Source organism: Streptococcus mitis ATCC 6249 (assembly GCF_000146585.1).
GTDB classification, from domain to species: Bacteria; Bacillota; Bacilli; order Lactobacillales; family Streptococcaceae; genus Streptococcus; species Streptococcus mitis_AZ.
The window spans coordinates 1,219,043-1,243,621 of record NZ_GL397179.1 but is presented as its reverse complement, the minus strand read 5'-3'; the positions used below and the strand labels follow the sequence as shown (position 1 = coordinate 1,243,621).

Annotated in this window: 19 protein-coding genes and 1 tRNA gene; all 20 read left to right on the top strand. The window is 41.6% G+C overall.

The window, feature by feature from the left end; translation table 11 throughout:
• Position 1: 1 nt before the first annotated feature.
• The 20 genes from recN to smc all read left to right on the top strand — a co-directional run bounded on the left by recN (position 2) and on the right by smc (position 24,485).
• Positions 2-1,669 (top strand): DNA repair protein RecN, encoded by a 1,668-nt coding sequence (gene recN / locus HMPREF8571_RS07800; protein ID WP_000923561.1) that lies wholly within the window; start codon positions 2-4, stop codon positions 1,667-1,669.
• Positions 1,670-2,398 carry a metallophosphoesterase family protein gene (locus tag HMPREF8571_RS07795; RefSeq protein WP_000133314.1) on the top strand — a complete coding sequence of 243 codons (729 nt, stop codon included), beginning with the start codon at positions 1,670-1,672 and terminating at the stop codon, positions 2,396-2,398.
• 78 nt (positions 2,399-2,476) lie between these two features.
• Positions 2,477-4,300 carry a translation elongation factor 4 gene (lepA, locus tag HMPREF8571_RS07790; protein WP_001047195.1) on the top strand — a complete coding sequence of 608 codons (1,824 nt, stop codon included), beginning with the start codon at positions 2,477-2,479 and terminating at the stop codon, positions 4,298-4,300.
• A gap of 162 nt (positions 4,301-4,462) precedes the next feature.
• The gene (dprA, locus tag HMPREF8571_RS07785) at positions 4,463-5,311 is read left to right on the top strand and encodes a DNA-processing protein DprA (RefSeq protein WP_000705343.1); all 849 of its coding nucleotides are present in this window, start codon (positions 4,463-4,465) and stop codon (positions 5,309-5,311) included.
• Positions 5,312-5,427: 116 nt separating this feature from the next.
• Entirely contained in the window at positions 5,428-7,515 is a 2,088-nt protein-coding gene (gene topA, locus HMPREF8571_RS07780) for a type I DNA topoisomerase (RefSeq protein ID WP_000179629.1), read from the top strand.
• A 106-nt stretch (positions 7,516-7,621) separates the two neighbouring features.
• The gene (locus HMPREF8571_RS07775; RefSeq protein WP_001220361.1) at positions 7,622-7,981 is read left to right on the top strand and encodes a YbaN family protein; all 360 of its coding nucleotides are present in this window, start codon (positions 7,622-7,624) and stop codon (positions 7,979-7,981) included.
• Positions 7,982-8,073: 92 nt separating this feature from the next.
• Positions 8,074-8,706 carry a copper homeostasis protein CutC gene (locus HMPREF8571_RS07770; RefSeq protein ID WP_000638765.1) on the top strand — a complete coding sequence of 211 codons (633 nt, stop codon included), beginning with the start codon at positions 8,074-8,076 and terminating at the stop codon, positions 8,704-8,706.
• A 43-nt stretch (positions 8,707-8,749) separates the two neighbouring features.
• The gene (locus HMPREF8571_RS07765; RefSeq protein ID WP_000461528.1) at positions 8,750-9,406 is read left to right on the top strand and encodes an MmcQ/YjbR family DNA-binding protein; all 657 of its coding nucleotides are present in this window, start codon (positions 8,750-8,752) and stop codon (positions 9,404-9,406) included.
• A 314-nt stretch (positions 9,407-9,720) separates the two neighbouring features.
• Positions 9,721-11,283 (top strand): 2-isopropylmalate synthase, encoded by a 1,563-nt coding sequence (locus tag HMPREF8571_RS07760; protein ID WP_001233212.1) that lies wholly within the window; start codon positions 9,721-9,723, stop codon positions 11,281-11,283.
• A gap of 11 nt (positions 11,284-11,294) precedes the next feature.
• Positions 11,295-12,332 carry a 3-isopropylmalate dehydrogenase gene (gene leuB, locus HMPREF8571_RS07755; protein ID WP_000592048.1) on the top strand — a complete coding sequence of 346 codons (1,038 nt, stop codon included), beginning with the start codon at positions 11,295-11,297 and terminating at the stop codon, positions 12,330-12,332.
• Complete coding sequence (locus HMPREF8571_RS07750; protein WP_000700097.1) at positions 12,329-12,598, top strand: DUF1294 domain-containing protein; 270 nt, start codon at positions 12,329-12,331, stop codon at positions 12,596-12,598. The genes leuB and HMPREF8571_RS07750 overlap by 4 nt, the downstream gene beginning before the upstream one ends.
• 3 nt (positions 12,599-12,601) lie before the next feature.
• Positions 12,602-13,984 carry a 3-isopropylmalate dehydratase large subunit gene (gene leuC, locus HMPREF8571_RS07745; RefSeq protein ID WP_000907555.1) on the top strand — a complete coding sequence of 461 codons (1,383 nt, stop codon included), beginning with the start codon at positions 12,602-12,604 and terminating at the stop codon, positions 13,982-13,984.
• Between the two features lie 9 nt (positions 13,985-13,993).
• Positions 13,994-14,587, top strand: a complete 594-nt coding sequence (gene leuD, locus HMPREF8571_RS07740) for a 3-isopropylmalate dehydratase small subunit (RefSeq protein ID WP_000410632.1) — start codon at positions 13,994-13,996, stop codon at positions 14,585-14,587.
• Between the two features lie 27 nt (positions 14,588-14,614).
• Positions 14,615-15,394 (top strand): L-threonylcarbamoyladenylate synthase, encoded by a 780-nt coding sequence (locus HMPREF8571_RS07735; protein ID WP_000160504.1) that lies wholly within the window; start codon positions 14,615-14,617, stop codon positions 15,392-15,394.
• 153 nt (positions 15,395-15,547) lie between these two features.
• The gene (locus HMPREF8571_RS07730) at positions 15,548-17,473 is read left to right on the top strand and encodes an McrB family protein (protein WP_000361338.1); all 1,926 of its coding nucleotides are present in this window, start codon (positions 15,548-15,550) and stop codon (positions 17,471-17,473) included.
• The gene (locus HMPREF8571_RS07725; protein ID WP_000984612.1) at positions 17,457-18,776 is read left to right on the top strand and encodes an McrC family protein; all 1,320 of its coding nucleotides are present in this window, start codon (positions 17,457-17,459) and stop codon (positions 18,774-18,776) included. The genes HMPREF8571_RS07730 and HMPREF8571_RS07725 overlap by 17 nt, the downstream gene beginning before the upstream one ends.
• A 170-nt stretch (positions 18,777-18,946) precedes the next feature.
• Positions 18,947-19,933, top strand: coding sequence for a GMP reductase (locus HMPREF8571_RS07720; protein ID WP_000931150.1), 987 nt, complete (start codon positions 18,947-18,949; stop codon positions 19,931-19,933).
• A gap of 67 nt (positions 19,934-20,000) precedes the next feature.
• Positions 20,001-20,072 (top strand) — tRNA-Arg (locus HMPREF8571_RS07715).
• A 184-nt stretch (positions 20,073-20,256) separates the two neighbouring features.
• Positions 20,257-20,955, top strand: a complete 699-nt coding sequence (gene rnc / locus HMPREF8571_RS07710; RefSeq protein ID WP_000661466.1) for a ribonuclease III — start codon at positions 20,257-20,259, stop codon at positions 20,953-20,955.
• Entirely contained in the window at positions 20,946-24,485 is a 3,540-nt protein-coding gene (smc, locus tag HMPREF8571_RS07705; RefSeq protein WP_000280906.1) for a chromosome segregation protein SMC, read from the top strand. The genes rnc and smc overlap by 10 nt, the downstream gene beginning before the upstream one ends.
• Positions 24,486-24,579 lie beyond the last annotated feature (94 nt).

The following is a 24,579-nucleotide window of genomic DNA, read 5'->3' as shown; positions in this document are numbered from 1 at the left end:
TATGTTACTTGAAATTTCGATTAAAAATTTTGCCATTATAGAGGCGATTTCGCTAAATTTTGAAAAAGGCATGACAGTCTTAACTGGTGAAACAGGTGCCGGTAAATCAATCATTATCGATGCCATGAACATGATGTTAGGAGCTAGAGCGGCTACGGATGTCATTCGTCATGGTGCTCCCAAGGCTGAGATTGAAGGGCTTTTCTCTGTTGAGAATAGTCATTCTTTACAAGAACTCTTTGACGAGCAAGGATTGGAATTGGGGGATGAGATTATCATCCGTCGTGAAATTCTTCAAAATGGGCGAAGTGTAAGTCGCGTCAATGGACAGATGGTCAATCTTTCTGTCCTGCGTGCAATCGGCCAGCATCTTGTCGATATCCATGGGCAACATGACCAAGAAGAGTTAATGCGTCCACAACTTCATATCCAAATGTTGGATGAATTTGGTGATGCAGCATTTTTTGAGTTGAAACAAGCCTATCAGACAAGCTTTGACGCCTATCGCAAAATGCGTAAACAAGTTCTTGAAGTCAAGAAAAATCAGCAGGAACACAAGTCTCGCATTGAGATGTTGGAATTTCAAATGGCAGAGATTGAGGCGGTAAATTTGCAAGCGGGTGAAGATGTTAGTCTCAACAAAGAACGAGATAAACTCCTCAACCACAAAAATATAGCAGATACCTTGACAAATGCCTACACTATGTTGGACAATGAGGAGTTCTCCAGCCTAGCAAATGTCCGTTCCGCTATGAATGACATGGAAAGTATCGAAGAATACGACCCTGAATACCGTGAAATTTCAAGTTCTCTATCAGAGACCTACTATGTTTTAGAAGATATTACAAAGCGTTTGGAAGATATCATCGAAGATCTAGATTTTGATGGCAATCGACTCATGCAGGTTGAAAATCGCTTAGATTTGCTCAACACGATCACACGTAAGTATGGTGGGACAGTTGATGAGGTCTTGCTTTACTTTGCCAAGATTACGGATGAGTACAATCTCTTGACAGGGAATAACCTTTCTTCCGAAGATATGGAAGCAGAGCTTAAAAAATTGGAAGTCAATCTTGTTGCGTTGGCAAATCAGCTAGCTTCAGCCCGCCATGACTTGGCCCAGCAGCTAGAAGCAGAGATTAAACAAGAACTGCAAGATCTTTATATGGAGAAGGCTCAATTTCAAGTTCGCTTTAGCAAGGGCAAATTCAGCCGTGAAGGAAATGAAGCAGTTGAGTTTTACATTTCAACCAATCCTGGTGAAGACTTTAAACCTTTGGTTAAGGTTGCATCTGGTGGGGAATTGTCTCGTCTCATGCTAGCTATTAAGTCTGCTTTTTCTCGTAAGGAAGGTAAGACCAGTATTGTCTTTGATGAGGTGGATACGGGAGTTTCAGGTCGTGTTGCTCAAGCTATTGCTCAGAAGATTCACAAGATTGGCCAACATGGTCAGGTTTTAGCAATCTCTCACCTTCCTCAAGTGATCGCGATTGCGGATTATCAATTCTTTATTGAAAAGATTAGTGATGAGCACTCAACGGTGTCGACGGTTCGCCTCTTGACTTTAGAAGAGCGAGTAGAGGAAGTTGCTAAGATGTTAGCAGGAGAGAATGTAACAGAAGCAGCTCTTACCCAAGCGAGAGAATTATTGCAAACGAGGGAGAAATAAATGACAGACTATTATGTAATTGGAGATGTCCATGGAAAAGCAGGTATGCTGGAAGACCTTCTCAAAACATGGGATGGTCACACCCAGTTGCTCTTTCTAGGGGATTTGATTGACCGAGGTGAAGATAGTCGACGTGTTCTAGAAATGGTTAAGGACTTGGTGGACGATCGAGGGGCTATCTGTCTATCAGGAAACCACGAGTATATGTTTCTGACTTGGTTGGACAATCCTGAAGGAAGCTATGACCACTATCGTCGAAATGGTGGTGATACAACTATTAACTCTATCCTAGGTCGTCCCTTGGATGCACCTGTGGATGCAGTTGAAGACGCTAAATGCGTCGAGACGGAAGCGGCAGACTTGGTCGAATTTATTCGTCAGATGCCTTTTGTTGTTGAGACAGACAAGTATATCTTTGTACATGCTGGTATTGATTTGACCTTGGATGATTGGCATGAAACGACTGATTACAAGAAAGTCTGGCTCAGAAAACCATTCCACGAAGCCGAAAATCATACTGGGAAAATGATTGTCTTTGGGCATACACCAGTCTATGGTCTACTAGATCAGAAACCAGGTACTGCTGACCTTTGGGTGACAGAAGATGGCAAAGTTGGGATGGATGGAGGAGCCGTTTACGGAGGTGTCCTTCATGGTATTGTCTTTACTGACCAAGGCATGACCGAACACTATTTTATTGAAAATGACGGCTTTATCGCCGAAGATTAGTACTCCTTACAGGGTATGGTCTTGTCAAAATGTTAAAAACAATTTATAATAAATAGATACCCTGAAAGGAAGAGAATCATGAATTTAGAAGAATTAAAGAAACGACAGGAGAAGATTCGGAACTTTTCTATCATCGCCCATATTGACCACGGGAAATCAACCCTAGCAGACCGCATTTTGGAAAAGACGGAGACCGTTTCTAGTCGTGAAATGCAAGCCCAGCTTCTGGATAGTATGGATCTAGAACGAGAGCGCGGAATTACCATCAAACTTAATGCCATCGAGCTGAATTATACTGCTAAAGATGGGGAGACCTATATTTTTCACTTGATAGACACACCTGGGCATGTGGACTTTACCTATGAAGTGTCGCGTTCGCTAGCAGCCTGTGAAGGGGCGATTTTGGTGGTCGATGCAGCCCAAGGGATTGAGGCGCAGACCCTTGCCAATGTTTATCTAGCCTTGGATAATGATTTGGAAATTCTTCCTGTTATTAACAAGATTGACCTACCAGCAGCCGATCCTGAGCGAGTTCGTACAGAGATTGAGGATGTCATCGGACTAGATGCCAGCGAAGCAGTTTTAGCTTCTGCCAAAGCTGGTATTGGTATTGAAGAAATTCTCGAGCAAATCGTAGAGAAAGTTCCCGCACCAACTGGTGATGTTTCAGCTCCACTCAAAGCCTTGATTTTCGACTCAGTTTATGATGCTTATCGTGGGGTTATCCTCCAAGTTCGTGTCATGGACGGAGTTGTTAAACCTGGCGATAAGATTCAACTCATGAGCAATGGAAAGACCTTTGATGTGACGGAGGTCGGAATTTTCACTCCGAAAGCAGTAGGACGTGATTTCCTAGCGACAGGTGACGTTGGTTATATTGCGGCTTCTATCAAGACGGTTCAAGACACGCGTGTCGGAGATACAGTGACCCTGGCAAGCAATCCTGCCACAGAGCCTCTAGATGGCTACAAGCAAATGAACCCTATGGTCTTTGCAGGACTTTACCCAATCGAATCGAACAAGTACAATGACCTTCGTGAAGCACTTGAGAAACTACAGCTCAACGATGCTAGCTTGCAGTTTGAACCAGAAACATCTCAGGCTCTTGGATTTGGTTTCCGTTGTGGATTCCTTGGACTCCTCCATATGGATGTTATCCAAGAGCGTTTAGAGCGTGAGTTTAACATTGACCTCATTATGACAGCTCCTTCTGTTATCTACAAGGTTAACCAAACTGACGGTGAGTCTATGGATGTGTCAAATCCATCAGAATTCCCAGACCCAACTAAGATTGCGACCATTGAAGAACCGTATGTCAAGGCTCAGATTATGGTGCCGCAGGAGTTCGTTGGAGCAGTGATGGAACTGGCTCAACGCAAGCGTGGGGACTTTGTGACTATGGATTATATTGATGATAATCGTGTCAATGTCATCTATCAAATTCCACTTGCTGAAATCGTATTTGACTTTTTTGATAAGCTCAAGTCTTCGACGCGTGGTTATGCAAGCTTTGACTATGAATTGTCAGAGTACCGTCCATCTAAGCTGGTCAAAATGGACATCCTTCTCAATGGTGATAAGGTCGATGCTCTCAGCTTTATCGTCCACAAGGACTTTGCCTACGAGCGTGGTAAACTCATCGTTGATAAGCTTAAGAAAATCATCCCTCGTCAACAGTTTGAGGTGCCAATTCAAGCAGCTATTGGACACAAAATTGTGGCTCGTACGGATATCAAGGCCCTTCGTAAAAACGTACTTGCCAAGTGTTATGGTGGTGACGTTTCGCGTAAACGTAAACTCCTTGAAAAACAAAAAGCTGGTAAGAAGCGTATGAAAGCCATTGGTTCTGTCGAAGTTCCACAAGAAGCCTTCCTTAGCGTCTTGAGCATGGATGAAGAATAGAAATAGAAAACTCTTGAATTTTTCTCAAGGGTTTTTTCTATTTTTGATAAACGAAAGCTATCAAATACGAAAGTTGACTAAAATCAAAATTTAGATTTTCGTGTCTTCTTTTTATGTTTTTTACGAATAGACAGATGAGTAGCAAAAGAAATGGAGTTGTATATGAAGATCACAAACTATGAGATTTACAAATTGAGAAAAGCTGGCTTGACCAATCAACAGATTTTAACTGTCCTTGAATATGACGAGACTGTGGAGCAGGAACTTTTGTTAGGAGATATTGCTGAAATCTCTGGTTGCCGCAATCCTGCTGTCTTTATGGAACGCTATTTCCAGATTGATGATGCGCAGTTGGAGAAGGAGTTTCAAAAATTTCCATCCTTCTCGATTCTAGACGACTGTTATCCTTGGGATCTGAGTGAGATTTATGATGCTCCAGCTCTTTTGTTTTACAAAGGGAATCTGGATTTACTGAAGTTTCCAAAGGTTGCTCTTGTAGGGAGTCGTTCTTGTTCGAGCCAAGGTGCTAAGTCAATCCAGAAAATTATCCAAGGTTTAGAAAACGAGTTAATCGTGGTTAGTGGCTTGGCAAAAGGAATCGATACCGCTGCCCATATGGCTGCGCTCCAGAATGGAGGGAGAACGATTGCTGTCATTGGAACAGGATTGGATGTTTTTTATCCACGTGCTAATAAACGCTTGCAGGACTACATTGGAAATCATCATCTGGTGCTAAGTGAGTACGGTCCAGGTGAAGAACCCTTGAAATTTCACTTTCCAGCTCGTAATCGTATCATTGCAGGATTGTGTCGTGGAGTTATAGTAGCAGAGGCAAGGATGCGCTCTGGGAGTCTCATTACCTGTGAACGCGCGATGGAGGAAGGACGCGATGTCTTTGCTATTCCAGGGAACATTCTTGATGGCCATTCAGATGGTTGCCACCACTTGATCCAAGAAGGAGCAAAACTGGTCACAAGTGGTCAAGATGTGTTGGCAGAGTTTGAATTTTAAGGAGAAATTGTTCATTCAGATAAACTTTTCTTCTATATATATGACTTAGGTCTTGACAGCTATAGAAAAATGGTTTACACTTTATAAAGTTTATTACTTTGAAAAGGTGTGATAGTGTGGCTACGGCAACAAAGAAGAAAAAATCAACAGTTAAAAAAAATCTAGTCATCGTAGAGTCTCCTGCCAAGGCGAAAACGATTGAGAAGTATCTAGGCAGAAATTACAAGGTTTTAGCTAGTGTCGGACATATCCGTGATTTGAAAAAATCCAGTATGTCGGTCGACATTGAAAATAACTATGAACCCCAGTATATCAATATCCGAGGCAAAGGTCCTCTGATCAATGATTTGAAAAAGGAAGCCAAAAAGGCCAATAAAGTCTTTCTGGCAAGTGACCCGGACCGTGAAGGAGAAGCAATTTCCTGGCATTTGGCTCATATCCTTGACTTGGATGAGAATGATGCCAACCGTGTGGTCTTTAATGAAATCACCAAGGACGCAGTGAAAAATGCCTTTAAAGAACCTCGCAAGATTGATATGGACTTGGTCGATGCCCAACAAGCTCGTCGTGTCTTGGACCGCTTGGTAGGCTATTCGATTTCACCAATTTTGTGGAAAAAGGTCAAGAAGGGCTTATCAGCAGGGCGCGTGCAGTCTGTTGCCCTTAAGCTCATCATTGATCGTGAAAATGAAATCAATGCCTTCCAACCAGAAGAATACTGGACAATTGATGGTGTCTTTAAGAAGGGAACCAAGCAATTTCAAGCTTCTTTCTATGGTATGAATGGTAAAAAGATGAAATTGACCACCAATGAAGAGGTCAAAGAAGTCTTGTCCCATCTAACGAGTAAAGATTTTACAGTGGATCAGGTAGATAAGAAAGAACGCAAACGCAATGCGCCCCTACCTTATACGACCTCAACCATGCAAATGGATGCTGCCAACAAAATCAATTTCCGTACTCGTAAGACCATGATGGTTGCTCAACAGCTTTATGAAGGGATTAATATCGGTACAGGCGTACAAGGTTTGATTACCTATATGCGTACAGACTCGACCCGTATCAGTCCAGTAGCTCAGAATGAAGCGGCAAGCTACATTAACGACCGTTTTGGTAGCAAGTATTCCAAGCATGGTAGCAAGGTCAAGAATGCCTCAGGTGCTCAAGATGCCCACGAAGCCATTCGTCCATCTAGCGTCTTTAACACACCAGAAAGCATCGCTAAGTACTTGGACAAAGACCAGCTCAAGCTCTATACCCTTATCTGGAACCGTTTTGTGGCTAGCCAGATGACGGGAGCTATCTTTGATACCATGGCTGTCAAGCTCTCTCAAAATGGAGTCCAATTCGCGGCAAATGGTAGTCAAGTTAAGTTTGATGGTTATCTTGCTATCTACAATGACTCAGATAAGAATAAGATGTTGCCAGATATGGCTGTTGGAGATGTGGTCAAGCAGATCAATAGCAAGCCAGAACAACATTTCACCCAACCGCCAGCTCGCTATTCGGAAGCGACCCTTATCAAAACCTTGGAAGAAAATGGAGTTGGTCGTCCTTCAACTTATGCTCCGACCATTGAAACTATCCAAAAACGTTACTACGTTCGTCTGGCAGCTAAACGTTTTGAACCAACAGAGTTGGGGGAAATTGTTAATAAACTCATTGTTGAATATTTCCCAGATATCGTAAATGTGACCTTCACAGCTGAGATGGAAGGAAAACTGGATGATGTCGAAGTTGGTAAAGAGCAGTGGCAACGGGTCATTGACGAATTTTACAAACCATTCTCCAAAGATGTAGCCAAGGCTGAAGCTGAAATGGAAAAAATCCAGATCAAGGATGAGCCAGCTGGATTTGACTGTGAGGTCTGTGGAAGTCCAATGGTGATTAAGCTAGGCCGTTTTGGTAAATTCTATGCTTGTAGCAATTTCCCAGACTGTCGTCATACACAAGCAATTGTTAAGGAGATTGGAGTCGAGTGTCCAAGCTGTCATCAAGGACAAATTATTGAACGTAAAACCAAGCGCAATCGTATCTTCTATGGTTGCAATCGCTACCCAGAATGTGAATTTACTTCCTGGGATAAACCAATTGGACGTGATTGTCCAAAATGTGGTCACTTCCTTATGGAGAAGAAAGTCCGTGGTGGTGGCAAACAGATTGTGTGTAGCAATGGCGACTACGAAGAAGAGAAAATTAAATAACACGAAGAGTCCTGAAAATAAATTTCAGGCTCTTTTTACTTGAAGCTTGACAAATTTCCTCACTTTGTGGGAAACTAGTATAAGATTATTTCAATTAGGAGAAGACATGCGTATTATTTACCTAGTTATTGGTTTTATTTCTTTAGCCTTGGCTCTTGTAGGTGTTGTCCTGCCGCTCTTGCCAACAACGCCCTTCCTTTTGCTATCAATTGCTTGCTTTTCCAAGTCTTCAAAGAGATTTGAAGACTGGCTTTATCACACCAAGCTCTATCAGACTTATGTAGCTGACTTTCGCGAGACCAAGTCTATTGCGCGAGAACGTAAGAAAAAAATCATTGTATCCATCTATATCTTGATGGGGATTTCTATTTATTTTGCCCCTCTTTTGCCAGTCAAAATTGGTCTGGGAGCCTTGACTATCTTTATCACCTACTATCTCTTTAAAGTCATTCCTGACAAAGAATAGATAAAAATAGTAGTTATTTGCCTTGATAAAAATGAAAGCATATTTAAATAATATGATATAATAAATTAAAAGTAATCTTCAAGGAGAATCAAATGATTTACGAATTTTGTGCTGAAAATGTGACCTTGCTTGAAAAAGCGATACAGGCTGGGGCTCGTCGAATCGAACTTTGTGATAATTTAGCTGTTGGCGGGACAACACCAAGCTATGGAGTAACCAAGGCAGCTGTTGAATTGGCAGCTAACTACGATACGACCATCATGACCATGATTCGTCCACGTGGTGGCGACTTTGTCTATCATGATTTGGAAATTGCCATCATGCTAGAAGACATTCGTTTAACTGCTCAAGCAGGTAGCCAAGGGGTTGTCTTTGGTTCTCTAACTGCTGATAAGAAGTTGGATAAGGCTAATCTTGAAAAATTAATCGCCGCATCTAAAGGAATGGAAATTGTCTTTCACATGGCCTTTGATGAATTGAGTGATGAAGACCAGTTGGAAGCCATTGACTGGCTCAGCCAAGCTGGTGTTACCCGTATCCTAACTCGTGCTGGAGTTTCTGGGGACTCACTAGAAAAACGTTTTGCCCACTATCACAGAATTTTGGAACATGCAAAAGGTAAAATTGAAATCTTACCAGGCGGAGGGATTGACTTGGACAACCGTCAAACCTTTATCGACCAACTGGGCGTGACGCAACTTCATGGTACTAAGGTTGTCTTTTAAAAAATAGAAAGGAACTGCTAGCTTTGGGTAGCAGTTTTCACTTATGTTTGAAATTTTTGAATCCTATCAGTTTAATCAAGAAAAAGCCAGTGCCTACGGTTTTATAGAAAATGAGGGAGTCTGGGCCTACAGTTTCCAGATCTTGGATGGCGACTTTGTCATGACTGTGTCCATCACAACGGATAATGTGAGCTTTCAAGTTTTTGATCAGGAGACTGGTGACCTTTATCCTCAAGTCCATATGGAAAGCATGAGAGGGTCTTTTGTTGGAAGTGTCCGTGAGGCTTGTTTGGAGATTCTTTACCAGATTCGGAAGGCTTGCTTTGACGTGCAGGATTTTATCTGTCCTCAGACTAAGCGCATCATGGCTCAAGTTCTGGAAAAGTATGGCAATCAGTTGGAATATCTATGGGAAAAGTCTCCTGATACAGCTGTATTGCGCCATGAAGACAATCAAAAGTGGTATGCTGTTTTAATGAGAATTCCTTGGGATAGGTTTGATAAGGCAAGAGAAGGGCAAGTGGAAGCAGTCAATCTCAAACATGACTGCGTTGCTGACTTACTCTCACAAAAGGGCATTTATCCTGCCTTTCATATGAATAAACGTTACTGGATTAGTCTTGCTCTTGATGATAGTTTATCCGATAACGAAGTTCTAGATTTGCTAGAAATCAGTTGGAATTTGACATTGAAAAAGTAAGGAAATTTCCTTGAGTTTTCAAATACTTTCAATTAGCAAAATATTCTTTACTGAAGAAATTTTCAGAAAATATTGGATTTTTTCTTGACAAGAGATATTTCCTATGCTAAAATACTTAACAAGACATCAAACGAAGGAGAAAGTCAAACATGAAAACAGCTAAGTTTAATCAATTTGCTTTGTTGTTGAGGTACTCGGGCTAGTGCAAAAGCATTAGTCCTGTTTGGCTTACCAAGCGGGAGTAAATCAACATCTCGCTTGGGCTTCTAAGCGAGATGTTTTTTTAAAACCACATTTGGAAAAGGGGAAATCTTATGCGTAAAGTTGAATTTTTTGATACAAGCCTTCGTGATGGGGAACAAACACCTGGTGTTAACTTCTCAATAAAGGAAAAAGTTTCCATTGCAAGACAGCTGGAGAAATGGGGAATTTCTGTAATTGAAGCTGGTTTTCCGGCTGCTAGTCCAGATTCATTTATAGCCGTTCAAGAAATTGCTAGAGCCATGAAAAAAACAGCAGTGACAGGATTAGCTCGTTCTGTAAAATCTGATATTGATGCTTGTTATGAGGCTCTTAAGGATGCCAAGTATCCTCAAATTCATGTCTTTATCGCTACCAGTCCGATTCACCGCAAGTATAAGCTCAATAAGAGCAAGGAAGAGATTTTAGAAGCTATCAAGGAACATGTTTCTTATGCACGTTCTAAGTTTGAAATCGTCGAATTCTCTCCTGAAGATGCGACTAGAACAGAGTTGGATTTCCTCTTACAAGTCGTTCAAACAGCGGTTGATGCAGGTGCATCTTATATCAATATCCCTGACACAGTTGGCTTTACGACTCCAGAAGAGTTTGCACGTATCTTTGATCACTTGACTGAAAATATTAAATCAGATCATAAAGTTGTCTTTGGTGTCCACTGTCACGATGATCTCGGTATGGCAACTGCAAATACTTTGACAGCAATTAAACACGGTGCTGGACGTGTCCAGGGAACTATTAATGGTATCGGTGAACGCGCAGGTAATGTTGCTCTTGAAGAAGTAGCTGTTGCTTTGAAGATTCGTGAGGATTTCTTCCAAGCCACTAGTGATATTGTTTTGGATGAAACAATGAATACGTCTGAAATGGTTTCTCGCTTTTCTGGTATTCCAGTTCCTAAAAATAAGGCTGTCGTTGGTGGTAATGCCTTTTCTCACGAGTCTGGCATTCACCAAGATGGAGTCCTTAAAAATCCTCTTACTTATGAGATCATTACACCTGAATTGGTCGGTGTTAAGAGTAATAGTCTTCCGCTTGGAAAATTGTCCGGTCGCCACGCTTTTGTAGAAAAACTAAGAGATTTGGCTCTAGACTTTACAGAAGAGGATATCAAACCACTCTTCGCTAAGTTCAAGGCACTGGCTGACAAGAAACAAGAAATCACAGATGCAGATATTCGAGCTCTGGTAGCTGGAACCATGGTTGAAAATCCAGAAGGCTTCCACTTTGATGATTTGCAACTTCAAACCCATGCAGACAATGACATTGAAGCGCTCGTTAGCCTAGCCAATATGGATGGTGAGAAAGTCGAATTTAATGCAACAGGGCAAGGTTCCGTTGAAGCGATCTTTAACGCTATCGATAAGTTCTTTAACCAATCTGTCCGCTTGGTGTCTTACACAATTGATGCGGTGACAGATGGGATCGATGCTCAGGCTCGAGTATTGGTCACTGTTGAAAATAGAGATACAGAAACCATCTTTAATGCAGCAGGGCTTGATTTCGATGTACTGAAGGCTTCAGCTATTGCCTACATCAATGCCAATACCTTTGTTCAAAAAGAGAATGCTGGTGAGATGGGACGCAGCGTCTCCTACCGTGACATACCTAGTGTGTAAAGGAGAAGGCTATGATAAAAAAAATAGTAGCTCTAGCAGGAGATGGAATCGGCCCAGAAATCATGGAAGCTGGTTTGGAAGTTTTGGAGGCCCTAGCTGAAAAAACGGGCTTTGACTATGAGATAGATGGGCGACCTTTTGGAGGGGCAGGTATTGATGCTGAGGGGCATCCCTTACCTAATGAGACCCTCAAGGCATGTAGAGGAGCAGATGCTATTCTCCTAGCGGCTATTGGTAGTCCCCAGTATGATGGGGCAGCGATTCGGCCTGAACAAGGACTGCTGGCCCTCCGTAAGGAACTCAATCTTTATGCCAATATTCGTCCTGTAAAAATCTTTGAAAGTCTCAAACATTTGTCACCTCTCAAACCTGAACGAATTGCTGGTGTGGACTTTGTCGTGGTGCGTGAGTTGACAGGAGGTATTTACTTTGGGGATCATATTCTTGAAGATCGAAAAGCGCGTGATATCAACGACTATAGCTACAAAGAAGTAGAGCGGATTATTCGTAAGGCCTTTGAAATTGCAAGCAATCGCAGAAAAATCCTTACCAGCATTGATAAGCAGAATGTTTTAGCAACTTCAAAACTCTGGCGCAGAGTGGCTGAGGAGGTTGCCAAGGATTTCCCAGATGTGACCTTGGAACACCAGTTGGTGGACTCAGCTGCCATGCTTATGATTACCAATCCTGCTAAATTTGATGTTATCGTGACAGAAAATCTTTTCGGAGATATCTTATCTGATGAATCAAGCGTTCTATCAGGTACACTTGGCGTCATGCCATCTGCTAGTCACTCTGAAAATGGCCTAAGTCTCTATGAGCCCATTCACGGTTCGGCACCTGATATTGCAGGTCAAGGAATTGCCAATCCTATTTCCATGATTTTCTCAGTTGCCATGATGTTGAGAGATAGCTTTGGACGTTATGAGGATGCGGAGCGTATCGAACATGCTGTAGAAGCCAGTTTGGCAGCAGGAATTTTAACGAGAGATATAGGAGGAAAGGCTTCTACCAAGGAAATGACGGAAGCCATCATTGAAAGACTATGAAGATAAATGAAGGAATCACGCTTACCCTCTTGATTTGGAATGTCATAATTTTCATCATTTATGGAATCGACAAATCCAAGGCAAGGAGAGGTGCTTGGCGGATCCCAGAGAAGATTCTCTTGACGATAGCACTTGTCTGTGGTGGTTTTGGTGCATGGCTAGCAGGAATGACCTTTCACCACAAGACTCGAAAATGGTATTTTAAAACGGTCTGGTTCCTTGGCATGGTAACCACACTAGTAGCCCTATATTTCATTTGGAGGTAATGGATGGCAGGAAAATCGATTTTTGATAAACTATGGGACTGCCATGTCATCACAGGAGAAGAGGGGCAGCCCCAACTCATGTACGTGGACCAGCACTATATTCATGAAGTGACCAGTCCCCAAGCTTTTCAAGGATTACGAGATGCAGGACGCAGATTGAGACGACCAGATTTGACATTTGGAACTTTTGACCACAATGTCCCGACAGTTAATATCTACGATATACGAGATGTCATTTCTAAGGCTCAAATTGATAAGCTTGCTGAAAATGTTGAGGAATTTGGGATTGAACATGCGGCCCACGGTTCTGAAAAGCAGGGAATCGTTCACATGGTAGGTCCAGAAACAGGACGGACGCAACCAGGAAAATTCATCGTCTGTGGAGATAGCCACACAGCTACTCACGGAGCTTTCGGAGCTATCGCTTTTGGGATTGGAACCAGTGAGGTCGAGCATGTCTTTGCTACCCAGACCCTCTGGCAGGTCAAACCCAAGAAAATGCTGGTAGAATTCACTGGTGTTCCTCAAAAAGGAGTTTATTCTAAGGATTACATTTTAGCCTTGATTGCCAAGTACGGCGTTGCTTGTGGTGTAGGCTATGTGGTGGAATATCGTGGGCAAGCGATTGATGCTCTGACCATGGAAGAGCGAATGACCATCTGCAATATGTCCATCGAGTTTGGCTCTAAGATGGGCATCATGAATCCAGATCAGACGACTTATGACTATCTCAAGGGACGGGAATGTATTCCAGAAGATTTCGAAGAGGCGGTTGCTGACTGGAAGACGCTTGTCAGCGATGAGGATGCTGTCTATGATAAGGTTATCCGGATGGATGTCTCGGACTTGGCTCCTATGGTGACCTGGGGAACCAATCCTGCTATGGGCGTTGACTTTGACAGTAGCTTCCCAGAAATTAAGGATATGAATGATGAGCGAGCCTACAATTACATGAATTTGGAGCCTGGTCAGAAGCCAGCAGATATTGAACTAGGCTATATCTTTATCGGGTCTTGTACCAATGCTCGTCTCAGCGATTTACAACTGGCCGCGCGATTTGTCAAAGGAAAGAAAATAGCTCCCAATCTAACAGCAATCGTAGTTCCAGGTTCTCGTCCTGTCAAACGAGCTGCGGAGAAGTTGGGCTTGGATAAGGTCTTCTTAGATGCTGGCTTTGAATGGAGAGACCCAGGTTGTTCTATGTGCCTAGGGATGAATCCTGACAAGGTCCCTGATGGGGTCCACTGTGCCTCAACCAGTAACCGCAACTTTGAAGACAGACAAGGATTTGGTGCTAAAACCCATCTCTGCAGTCCAGCCATGGCAGCGGCGGCAGCTATTGCAGGGCGTTTCGTAGATGTTCGGCAAATGCCAGAGGCCCAGTAAGGAGAGGATATGGAGAAATTTACAGTTTATACGGGAACGACCGTTCCTCTCATGAATGATAACATTGACACTGACCAAATACTCCCCAAGCAGTTTCTCAAGTTAATTGATAAGAAAGGCTTTGGTAAGTACCTCATGTATGCTTGGCGTTATTTGGACGATAAGTATACTGAGGATCCAGACTTTGTCTTTAATCGACCTGAATATCGCAATGCCAGTATTCTCATTTCAGGTGATAACTTTGGGGCGGGTTCTTCGAGAGAACACGCAGCTTGGGCACTAGCTGACTATGGTTTTAAGGTCGTGATTGCAGGATCTTTTGGGGACATTCATTACAATAATGAACTCAATAATGGCATGTTGCCTATTGTTCAGCCTAGGGAGGTTAGAGAAAAACTAGCTCAGCTACAACCAACTGACCAGGTAACTGTGGACTTGGAACAACAAAAAATTATCTCACCAGTTGGAGAATTCACTTTCGAAATCGATAGCGAGTGGAAGCACAAGCTTTTAAATGGTTTGGATGATATCGGAATTACTTTGCAGTATGAAGACTTGATTGCTGCCTATGAAAAACAACGTCCAGCCTACTGGCAGGATTAGAAAAAATAGAAAAGGAACTATAGAATTATGACAAAACACATTCAATGGAACGGAACACTTTCACAAGAAGGCTATGACATTTTGAAAGGTGAGGGCGGGTGCATTGTATGCCCTACAAAAGTCGGCTATATCATCATGACGAGCGATAAGGCAGGACTTGAACGCAAGTTTGAAGCTAAAGAGCGTAACCGTAACAAACCAGGTGTTGTCCTCTGCGGTAGCATGGACGAGCTACGCGCTTTAGCACAACTCAACCCAGAAATTGAAGCCTTCTACCAAAAACATTGGGACGAAGACATTCTCCTTGGTTGTATCCTTCCATGGAAACCAGAAGCCTTTGAGAAATTGAAAGCATACGGTGATGGTCGCGAAGAACTTATGACTGACGTTCGTGGTACTAGCTGTTTTGTCATCAAGTTTGGTAAAGCTGGTGAACAGTTGGCTGCCAAACTTTGGGAAGAAGGCAAGATGGTCTACGCCTCATCAGCCAACCCGTCTGGAAAAGGAAACCGTGGTAAGGTAGAAGGAATCGGAGAACGTATTGAAGGAGCGGTGGACCTTGTCATCGAAGCAGACGACTATGTGGCATCTATCCAACCGGACAAAACGATTGAAACTCGCTACGAGCAAGGTGTGATGGTGTCTATGGTTGATAAAGACGGCAAACTAATCCCAGAACAAGGAGGAGCACGTTCAACTTCACCAGCGCCAGTTGTGATCCGCAAAGGGCTTGACATTGATAAAATCATGATGCATTTGTCAGATAGCTTTAACTCATGGGACTACCGTCAGGGTGAGTATTATTAAGATAAAAAAAGAAGTCTAGTGTTATGAGATATTTAAGCTCCTAACACTGGGCTTTTTCTTTAGAAATTCTTTTCATTTTCTATAGGATATGATATTCTATATATGAAATATATAGTTTTTTATTCGAACATTATTATAAAAGGAGTAAGATTGATGGATAAAAGAAAGGTTAGCTTGGAAGATTTTTATGCTTGGTATCAAGAAAATAAAATAAGATTAAGAGAAGATGCATTTAAATATAGTGTTCACAATGAACAATTACGTGAAGAATTTCTTAAAGAATGGCCACTTGATAGAATTTTAACCATGTCTATCGATGAATACGTCATTGGGAAAGGTGCTAAAAGTAATTCTTTTTGCTATGCTCTTGAGATAGGAAAGTACCAATCATTATTTATGGGAATTGGTGGAGGAGGTTCTTCAAAATTTGGTATTTATTGGAATGAGAATACCAAAAGCTATAAAAATCAAGCAAATAAAATCATTCCAGAATCAGAACTAGAAGACCGATTTAACAAATTAAAATCGGATTTGTATGAGATCATCCAAGCTGGAAGAATGTTAGATTTCAATAACCCTATTTTTGACATAAAAAACTCAAAGAATGAATTTATTGGGCGTTCTGCGGTGGTAACAAAACTACTTTGTATTTATTCTGAGAATCCTTCTTTTTTAGGAGTAAATATGAATAGTCAGAATGAATTTTGGAATAGGTTGATTCCCCAAAGCAATCAAGGAGGGCCCTATCGTCAGAATCATGAGATTTGTAAACTGTTTTCTAAAACATATCCTGAACTAGAATCTTCAATGTTGGGTAGTATTTTATTTGAGTATTCAAAAGATTTTATAGACAATGATAATAAGCAAGGAGAGAAAGAAATGTCTGAACAAAATAGTATTCATCATCCCTTGAGTAATATCTTATTACAATCCAAAAACCTTATCCTCCGAGGTGCGCCTGGTACAGGAAAAACTTATCTTGCTAAAGAAATAGCGGCAGAGCTAACGGGTGGTAATGAAGATCAAATCGGCTTTGTACAGTTTCACCCATCTTATGATTATACGGATTTTGTAGAGGGTTTGAGACCGGTATCAAATGGGGATGGAGCTATTGAGTTTAGGCTACAGGACGGTATTTTTAAAGATTTTTGTCAGAAAGCAAAAGAAGCCCAATTGATTGGAGGACAAGATAATTTTGATGAGGCTTGGGATTCTTACTTAGAATATATAAATGTTGCTGAAGAAAAAGAATATATAACAAAAACATCTTACTTATCTGTTAATAGTAGACAAAATTTGTCAGTAAATTATGATAGTGGTGTTCCAGGATGGTCAATACCTCGCAAATATGTTTACGAGTTGTATAAAGATAAAAATTATAATAAGCAAGAATACTACAAAAGTGGTGGAAGAACTGTCCTAGAAACATTGACAAAGAGATTTGGTCTGAAAGACTACCTTTCTCCAACAGAGGTTGATACAGACAAGAAATTCGTCTTCATCATCGATGAAATCAACCGTGGTGAGATTTCTAAGATTTTTGGTGAACTCTTTTTCTCTATTGACCCTGGCTATCGTGGTGAAAAGGGAAGTGTTTCTACCCAATATGCCAATCTACACGAAACTGATGAAAAGTTTTATATCCCCGAAAATGTTTACCTCATCGGAACTATGAATGATATTGACCGATCGGTTGATACCTTTGATTTTGCTATGCGTCGTCGTTTCCGCTTTGTTGAAGTTACTGCTGAAAGCCAAGTTGCTATGTTGGATAAAGAACTGGGTATCCATGCAGAAGAATCAAAACTTCGTCTAAGAAACTTGAACGCTGCTATCGAAAACGGTCAGGAGCTAAATAGTCATTATCATATCGGACCAAGTTATTTCCTTAAGTTGAAGGATGTGGACTTTGACTATGAATTACTCTGGTCTGATTACCTTAAACCGCTTTTGGAAGATTACTTACGAGGTTCTTATGAAGAGGCCGAAACTCTGGATACATTGAAAAAAGCATTTGATCTGACAAATAACGAGCAAACAAATCAGCAAGAGACTGGTGATAATGATGCGGATCACTGATAATCAGCATAGAATTGCTAAAGAAGACTTTGTCGCTGAATATCCCAAACTAAGTCAAGCTCTTCTTGATAGAACACTGGATAACCTTTCTAGAGAGGACCGTATCTTTATATTTCCAAATGACCTGCAATATTCTCCTGACTTAGATAAGGACCAAAAGATTTTTGAAACAGTCAATCAGAAAATCAAGACAGGCAATGTGATTGGTTTTCTGGGGTGTGATCAGGAAAGATTGACGATTTCCTCTCGTTTTTCTGATGAAAGTAACGACCATTTTTTGCATTATCTTTTACAAATGGTTCTTCATATCAATCTCACTAGTTTAGATGTAGCTTTGTCGCGTGAAGATAAGCTCTATCAACTTTTGATTTACCTCTTTCCAAAATATCTGCAAGTCGCTCTCCGAAAAGGTCTTTATAAGGAATACCAGAGATTTTCTCATAACGATAGTCATGTAAAGGGAGTGATTGATGTAAGAAATCATCTCAAGAAAAACCTTCCTTTTATGGGAAATGTTGCCTACACAACGAGAGAGTTCACCTATGATAATCCACTCACGCAATTGATTCGTCACACTATTGAATACATTAAAAACCAGAAAGGCATTGGTCAAGGGGTATTTGATAATCTCTTAACTAGTCGTGAAAATGTATCTGAAATCGTGCGTGTAACGCCCTCTTATAAACTAGCTGATCGTGCCAAGATTATTCGGGGAAATCAATCTAAACCTATACGTCATGCATACTTTCACGAGTACAGAAAGTTGCAAGAGCTTTGCCTGATGATCCTAAACCAAGAAAAGCACGGTTTAGGATATCAAGAGCAAAAAATTCATGGTATTCTTTTTGATGTTGCCTGGCTTTGGGAAGAGTATGTTTACACCTTGTTGCCAAAAGGTTTTGTACATCCCAGAAATAAGGATAAGACGGACGGAATTTCAGTATTTTCTAATCGTGAAAGAAAAGTATTTCCAGATTTTTATCATAAAGAGTTAAAAGTAGTTCTAGATGCTAAATATAAAAAACTTGAAGATACTGAAAAAGGAATCAACCGTGAGGACTTATTCCAGCTGATTTCCTATTCTTATATTTTAAAAGCTGAGAAAGGTGGTCTTGTTTTTCCGAGCAAAGACAAGGTTGTTGATAATGAAATAGGAAAGCTAGCAGGTTATGGAGCTTTGTTGAAGAAATTGTCTATCCAAATCCCTCAAAAGGTTTCATCTTATAATGAATTTTGTGAAATGATGGAAAGCTCCGAAGAAATTTTTAAAAAGAATATTGATAAGGAAGTGGGGAGAAACTAGTCTCTCCACTTTTTATATTTAAATCATAAAAACCGAACGTTATTGTTTTATAATTGAAATTATTTGACAAAAACTGTACTTTGGTTTATAATAAATCAAGGAAACGTTGCAAAAAGGCGTAGGGATGCGCAAGCATAGTTAGGTCATCACAAAAGAAACGAGATATCGATATGTTAAATGAATTTCCGATTTTTGATTACGAAGATATTCAGTTGATCCCTAATAAATGTGTCATTAAAAGCCGTGCAGAAGCGGATACAAGTGTCACACTTGGAAATCACACTTTCAAACTACCTGTTGTACCAGCCAACATGCAGACGATTTTGGATGAGAATGTTGCAGAGAAACTGGCTGAAGGCGGATACTTCTACATTATGCACCGTTTTGATGAAGCGGGGCGCATTCCTTTTATCAAGCGCATGCACAACCAAGGGCTCATTGCTTCCATTTCTGTTGGTGTTAAGGATTACGAGTATGATTTCGTTAGCCAACTCAAGGCTGATGCTCCTGAGTATATCACGATTGATATTGCTCATGGTCATGCAGATAGCGTGATTTCTATGATTCAGCATATCAAGAAAGAATTGCCAGATACTTTTGTCATTGCTGGGAATGTGGGAACACCAGAAGCTGTGCGTGAATTGGAAAATGCTGGTGCAGATGCTACCAAGGTTGGAATCGGCCCTGGTAAGGTTTGTATCACCAAGGTCAAGACTGGTTTTGGTACAGGTGGTTGGCAGTTGGCAGCACTTCGCTGGTGTGCTAAGGCGGCTCGCAAACCGATTATTGCTGATGGTGGGATTCGTACTCATGGCGATATTGCCAAGTCTATCCGTTTCGGTGCTAGCATGGTCATGATTGGTTCTCTCTTTGCAGGACATATCGAAAGTCCAGGAAAGACGATTGAAGTTGATGGGGAACAGTTCAAAGAATACTATGGTTCAGCTTCACAATATCAAAAGGGTGCTTATAAAAACGTGGAAGGAAAACGCATCTTACTTCCTGCCAAAGGACACTTGCAAGACACCCTTACTGAGATGGAGCAGGATCTGCAAAGTGCCATTTCCTACGCAGGTGGACGAAAGGTTGCCGACCTCAAGCACGTTGATTATGTGATCGTGAAAAACTCTATCTGGAACGGGGATGCTTCCCACTAATGGACGCATACTCCACCCATAAAAAACTTGTTATTAGAGCAAATTTCTGTTATAATAAGACAAGTTTCCACCCTTAGTGTAATGGATATCACGTAAGATTCCGGTTCTTGAGATGGGGGTTCGATTCCCTCAGGGTGGATGTAATTAGCCTATGAAAGCCTTTAAATAAGGCTTTTTTATTTGTCTCTCCCCAAGTTTTCCCCTAAAATTGAAAAGTTTGTTCTAAAAAATGCTCAAATCCCCTCCAGTTCCGTTTTAAAGTGACTCAGGGGGCTTTTTTTGATATAATAAGAGGGACTGTTATCAGTTAGAAAGAGGTTGGTATGAAAGAATTACAAACTGTACTGAAAGACCGTTTTGCAATCGAATTTGCGGATAAAAAGCTACTGGAGACTGCCTTTACTCATACGAGTTATGCCAATGAGCACCGCCTCTTAAAAATTTCACACAATGAGCGCTTGGAATTTTTAGGAGACGCTGTTCTGCAATTATTGATTTCAGAATATCTTTATAAAAAATATCCTAGGAAACCAGAGGGAGATTTGTCTAAACTCCGTGCTATGATTGTCCGTGAGGAAAGTTTGGCTGGTTTTGCGCGTGATTGCCAGTTTGATCAGTTTATCAAGCTAGGAAAAGGGGAAGAAAAGTCTGGTGGGCGCAATCGTGACACCATTCTTGGTGATGCCTTTGAAGCCTTTCTGGGAGCTTTGCTTTTAGACAAGGATGTTGTTAGAGTAAAAGAATTTATCTATCAGGTCATGATTCCCAAGGTTGAAGCAGGTGACTTTGAAATGATTAAGGATTACAAGACACACCTGCAAGAGTTGCTCCAGGTTAATGGCGATGTGGATATTCGCTACCAAGTGACCTCTGAAACAGGGCCTGCTCATGATAAGATTTTTGATGTAGAAGTTCTGGTTGAAGGAAAGAGTATTGGAAAAGGCCAAGGTCGTTCTAAAAAATTAGCAGAGCAAGAGGCCGCCAAAAATGCAGTTGAGAAGGGGCTGGATTCATGTATTTAAAGGAAATTGAGATTCAGGGATTCAAGTCCTTTGCTGACAAGACTAAGGTAGTCTTTGACCAAGGTGTGACAGCTGTCGTTGGGCCCAATGGATCTGGAAAGTCAAATATCACAGAAAGTCTGCGATGGGCCTTGGGAGAGTCCAGTGTCAAGAGCCTTCGTGGTGGCAAGATGCCCGATGTCATTTTTGCTGGGACAGAAAGTCGCAAACCACTCAATTATGCTTCTGTTGTCGTGACCTTGGATAATGAAGATGGCTTCATCAAGGATGCAGGGCAAGTCATTAAGGTAGAACGCCATATCTATCGTAGTGGTGATAGCGAGTATCGAATTGATGGCAAAAAAGTCCGTCTGCGCGATGTACATGACCTTTTCTTGGATACTGGTTTGGGACGTGATTCCTTCTCTATTATTTCCCAAGGGAAGGTTGAGGAGATTTTCAACTCCAAACCTGAAGAACGCCGAGCTATTTTTGAAGAAGCTGCTGGAGTTTTAAAGTACAAAACTCGAAGAAAAGAAACAGAGAGCAAACTGCAACAAACTCAGGACAACCTAGACCGTCTAGAGGACATTATCTATGAGTTAGACAATCAAATCAAGCCCCTTGCAAAACAAGCCGAGAATGCTCGTAAGTTTCTAGACTTGGATGGTCAACGCAAGGCGATTTACTTGGATGTACTGGTTGCCCAAATCAAGGAAAACAAGGCTGAACTAGAGCTAACAGAAGAAGAACTAACTCAGGTTCAGGAATTTTTGACTAGTTATTATCAAAAGCGTCAAGAGTTAGAAGAGGAAAATCAGACTCTTAAAAAGAAACGTCAGGATCTGCAAGCTGAAATGGCTAAAGACCAAGGGAGCTTGATGGATTTGACTAGTTTGATCAGTGACTTAGAGCGAAAACTAGCCCTTTCAAAACTGGAGTCCGAGCAGGTAGCCCTCAATCAACAAGAAGCACAAGCCCGTTTGACTGCTTTGGAAGACAAGAGAAAGACTCTAAGTAAAGAGAAATCTGAAAAAGAAGTGAATTTGGCACAGTTAGAGGAAAATCTAGCTGAAAATAACAAGGAACTCAATCGTTTAGAAGCAGAATTGCTATCTTTTTCAGATGATCCTGACCAGATGATTGAGCTCTTGCGCGAACGCTTTGTCGCTCTTTTACAAGAAGAAGCGGATGTCTCAAACCAACTGACTCGCATCGAGAATGAACTAGAGAACAGCCGTCAGCTATCTCAAAAACAAGCAGATCAACTTAAGAAACTGAAAGAACAATTGGCTACAGCTAAAGAGAAAGCAAGTCAGCAAAAGACTGAGCTTGAAACTGCCAAGGAGCAGGTTCAGAAATTATTGGCTGACTACCAAGCTAGTGCCAAGGAGCAAGAGGAGAAGAAAGTTTCTTACCAAGCCCAGCAGAGCCAACTCTTTGACCGTCTGGATAGTCTCAAAAATAAGCAGGCTAGAGCCCAAAGTTTGGAAAACATCCTTAGGAATCATAGTAACTTTTACGCAGGTGTTAAGAGTGTTCTCCAAGAAAAAGACCGCTTAGGTGGGATTATTGGTGCAGTCAGTGAGCATTTGACTTTTGATGTTCATTATCAAACTGCCCTAGAAATTGCGCTTGGAGCAAGCAGTCAGCACATCATCGTAGAAGATGAGAACGCAGCGACTAAGGCTATTGATTACCTCAAGCGCAACAGAGCTGGTCGTGCAACCTTCCTTCCGTTGACAACTATCAAGGCTCGTACGATTTCTAGTCAGAATCAAGATGCTATCGTAGCAAGTCCAGGATTTCTGGGTATGGCAGATGAGTTGGTGTCGTTTGACAAGAGACTAGAAGCCATTTTCAAGAATTTGCTAGCAACGACAGCAATTTTTGATACTGTAGAACATGCGCGTACGGCAGCTCGCCAAGTTCGTTATCAGGTTCGTATGGTGACACTGGATGGGACAGAGTTGCGCACAGGTGGTTCCTACGCGGGTGGTGCCAATCGCCAAAATAACAGTATCTTCATCAAGCCAGAGCTGGAGCAATTACAAAAAGAAATTGCTGAGGAAGAAGCGAGCTTGCGTAAAGATGAAGAGAGTTTGAAGAACTTGCAAGACGAGATGGCTAGATTGACCGAATCATTAGAAGCCATCAAATCTCAAGGAGAACAAGCACGTATTCAGGAGCAGGGCTTGTCCCTCGCTTATCAGCAGACTTGTCAACAAGTCGAAGAATTAGAAACGCTTTGGAAACTTCAAGAAGAGGAATTAAATCGTCTTTCTCTAGGAGATTGGCAAGCGGATAAGGAAAAATGCCAGGAGCGCCTTGCTACCATTGCCAGTGAAAAGCAAAATCTGGAAGCTGAGATTGAAGAGATTAAGTCTAATAAAAACGCTATTCAAGAACGCTATCAAAACTTGCAGGAACAAGTAGCGCAAGCACGCTTGCTTAAGTCAGAACTGCAAGGACAAAAGCGGTACGAAGTGACTGATATTGAACGCCTAGGTAAGGAACTGGATAACCTCAATCTCGAACAAGAGGAAATTCAGCGTCTTCTCCAAGAAAAGGTCGATAATCTTGAGAAGGTTGATACGGATTTGCTAAGTCAACAAGCGGAAGAGGCCAAAACTCAGAAAACAAACCTCCAACAAGGTTTGATTCGCAAGCAGTTTGAGCTGGATGATATCGAAGGTCAGCTGGATGATATTGCCGGCCATTTGGATCAAGCTCGTCAGCAGAATGAGGAGTGGATTCGCAAACAAACACGTGCTGAAGCCAAGAAAGAAAAGGTCAGCGAACGCTTGCGCCATCTACAAGGTCAGTTAACAGACCAGTACCAGATTAGTTACACAGAGGCGCTAGAAAAGGCTCATGAACTGGAAAATCTCAATCTGGCGGAGCAAGAGGTTAAGGATTTAGAGAAGGCTATTCGCTCACTCGGTCCTGTCAATCTAGAAGCTATTGACCAGTACGAAGAAGTCCACAATCGTCTGGATTTCCTAAATAGTCAACGAGATGATATTTTGTCTGCGAAAAACTTGCTTCTTGAGACCATCACAGAGATGAATGATGAGGTTAAGGAACGCTTTAAATCAACCTTTGAAGCTATTCGTGAGTCCTTTAAAGTGACCTTTAGACAGATGTTTGGTGGAGGTCAGGCAGACTTGATATTAACTGAGGGTGACCTTTTAACAGCTGGTGTGGAGATTTCTGTTCAACCACCAGGTAAGAAAATCCAGTCTCTCAACCTCATGAGTGGCGGTGAAAAAGCCCTATCGGCCTTGGCCTTGTTGTTTTCTATCATTCGAGTCAAAACTATTCCTTTTGTTATCTTGGATGAGGTAGAGGCGGCACTAGACGAAGCCAATGTCAAACGTTTTGGGGATTACCTCAATCGCTTTGACAAGGATAGTCAGTTTATCGTCGTGACTCACCGAAAGGGGACGATGGCAGCAGCGGACTCTATCTATGGAGTTACCATGCAAGAATCAGGTGTTTCTAAGATTGTTTCGGTTAAGTTAAAAGATTTAGAAGAAACAGTAGATTAGTTACCAAACGATAGCATCTCTTAGGAGGTGCTATTTTTAAAATTCATACCTTAAATAGTCTATCAAGGTCAGTTCAGGCGCAAAAAACGACATT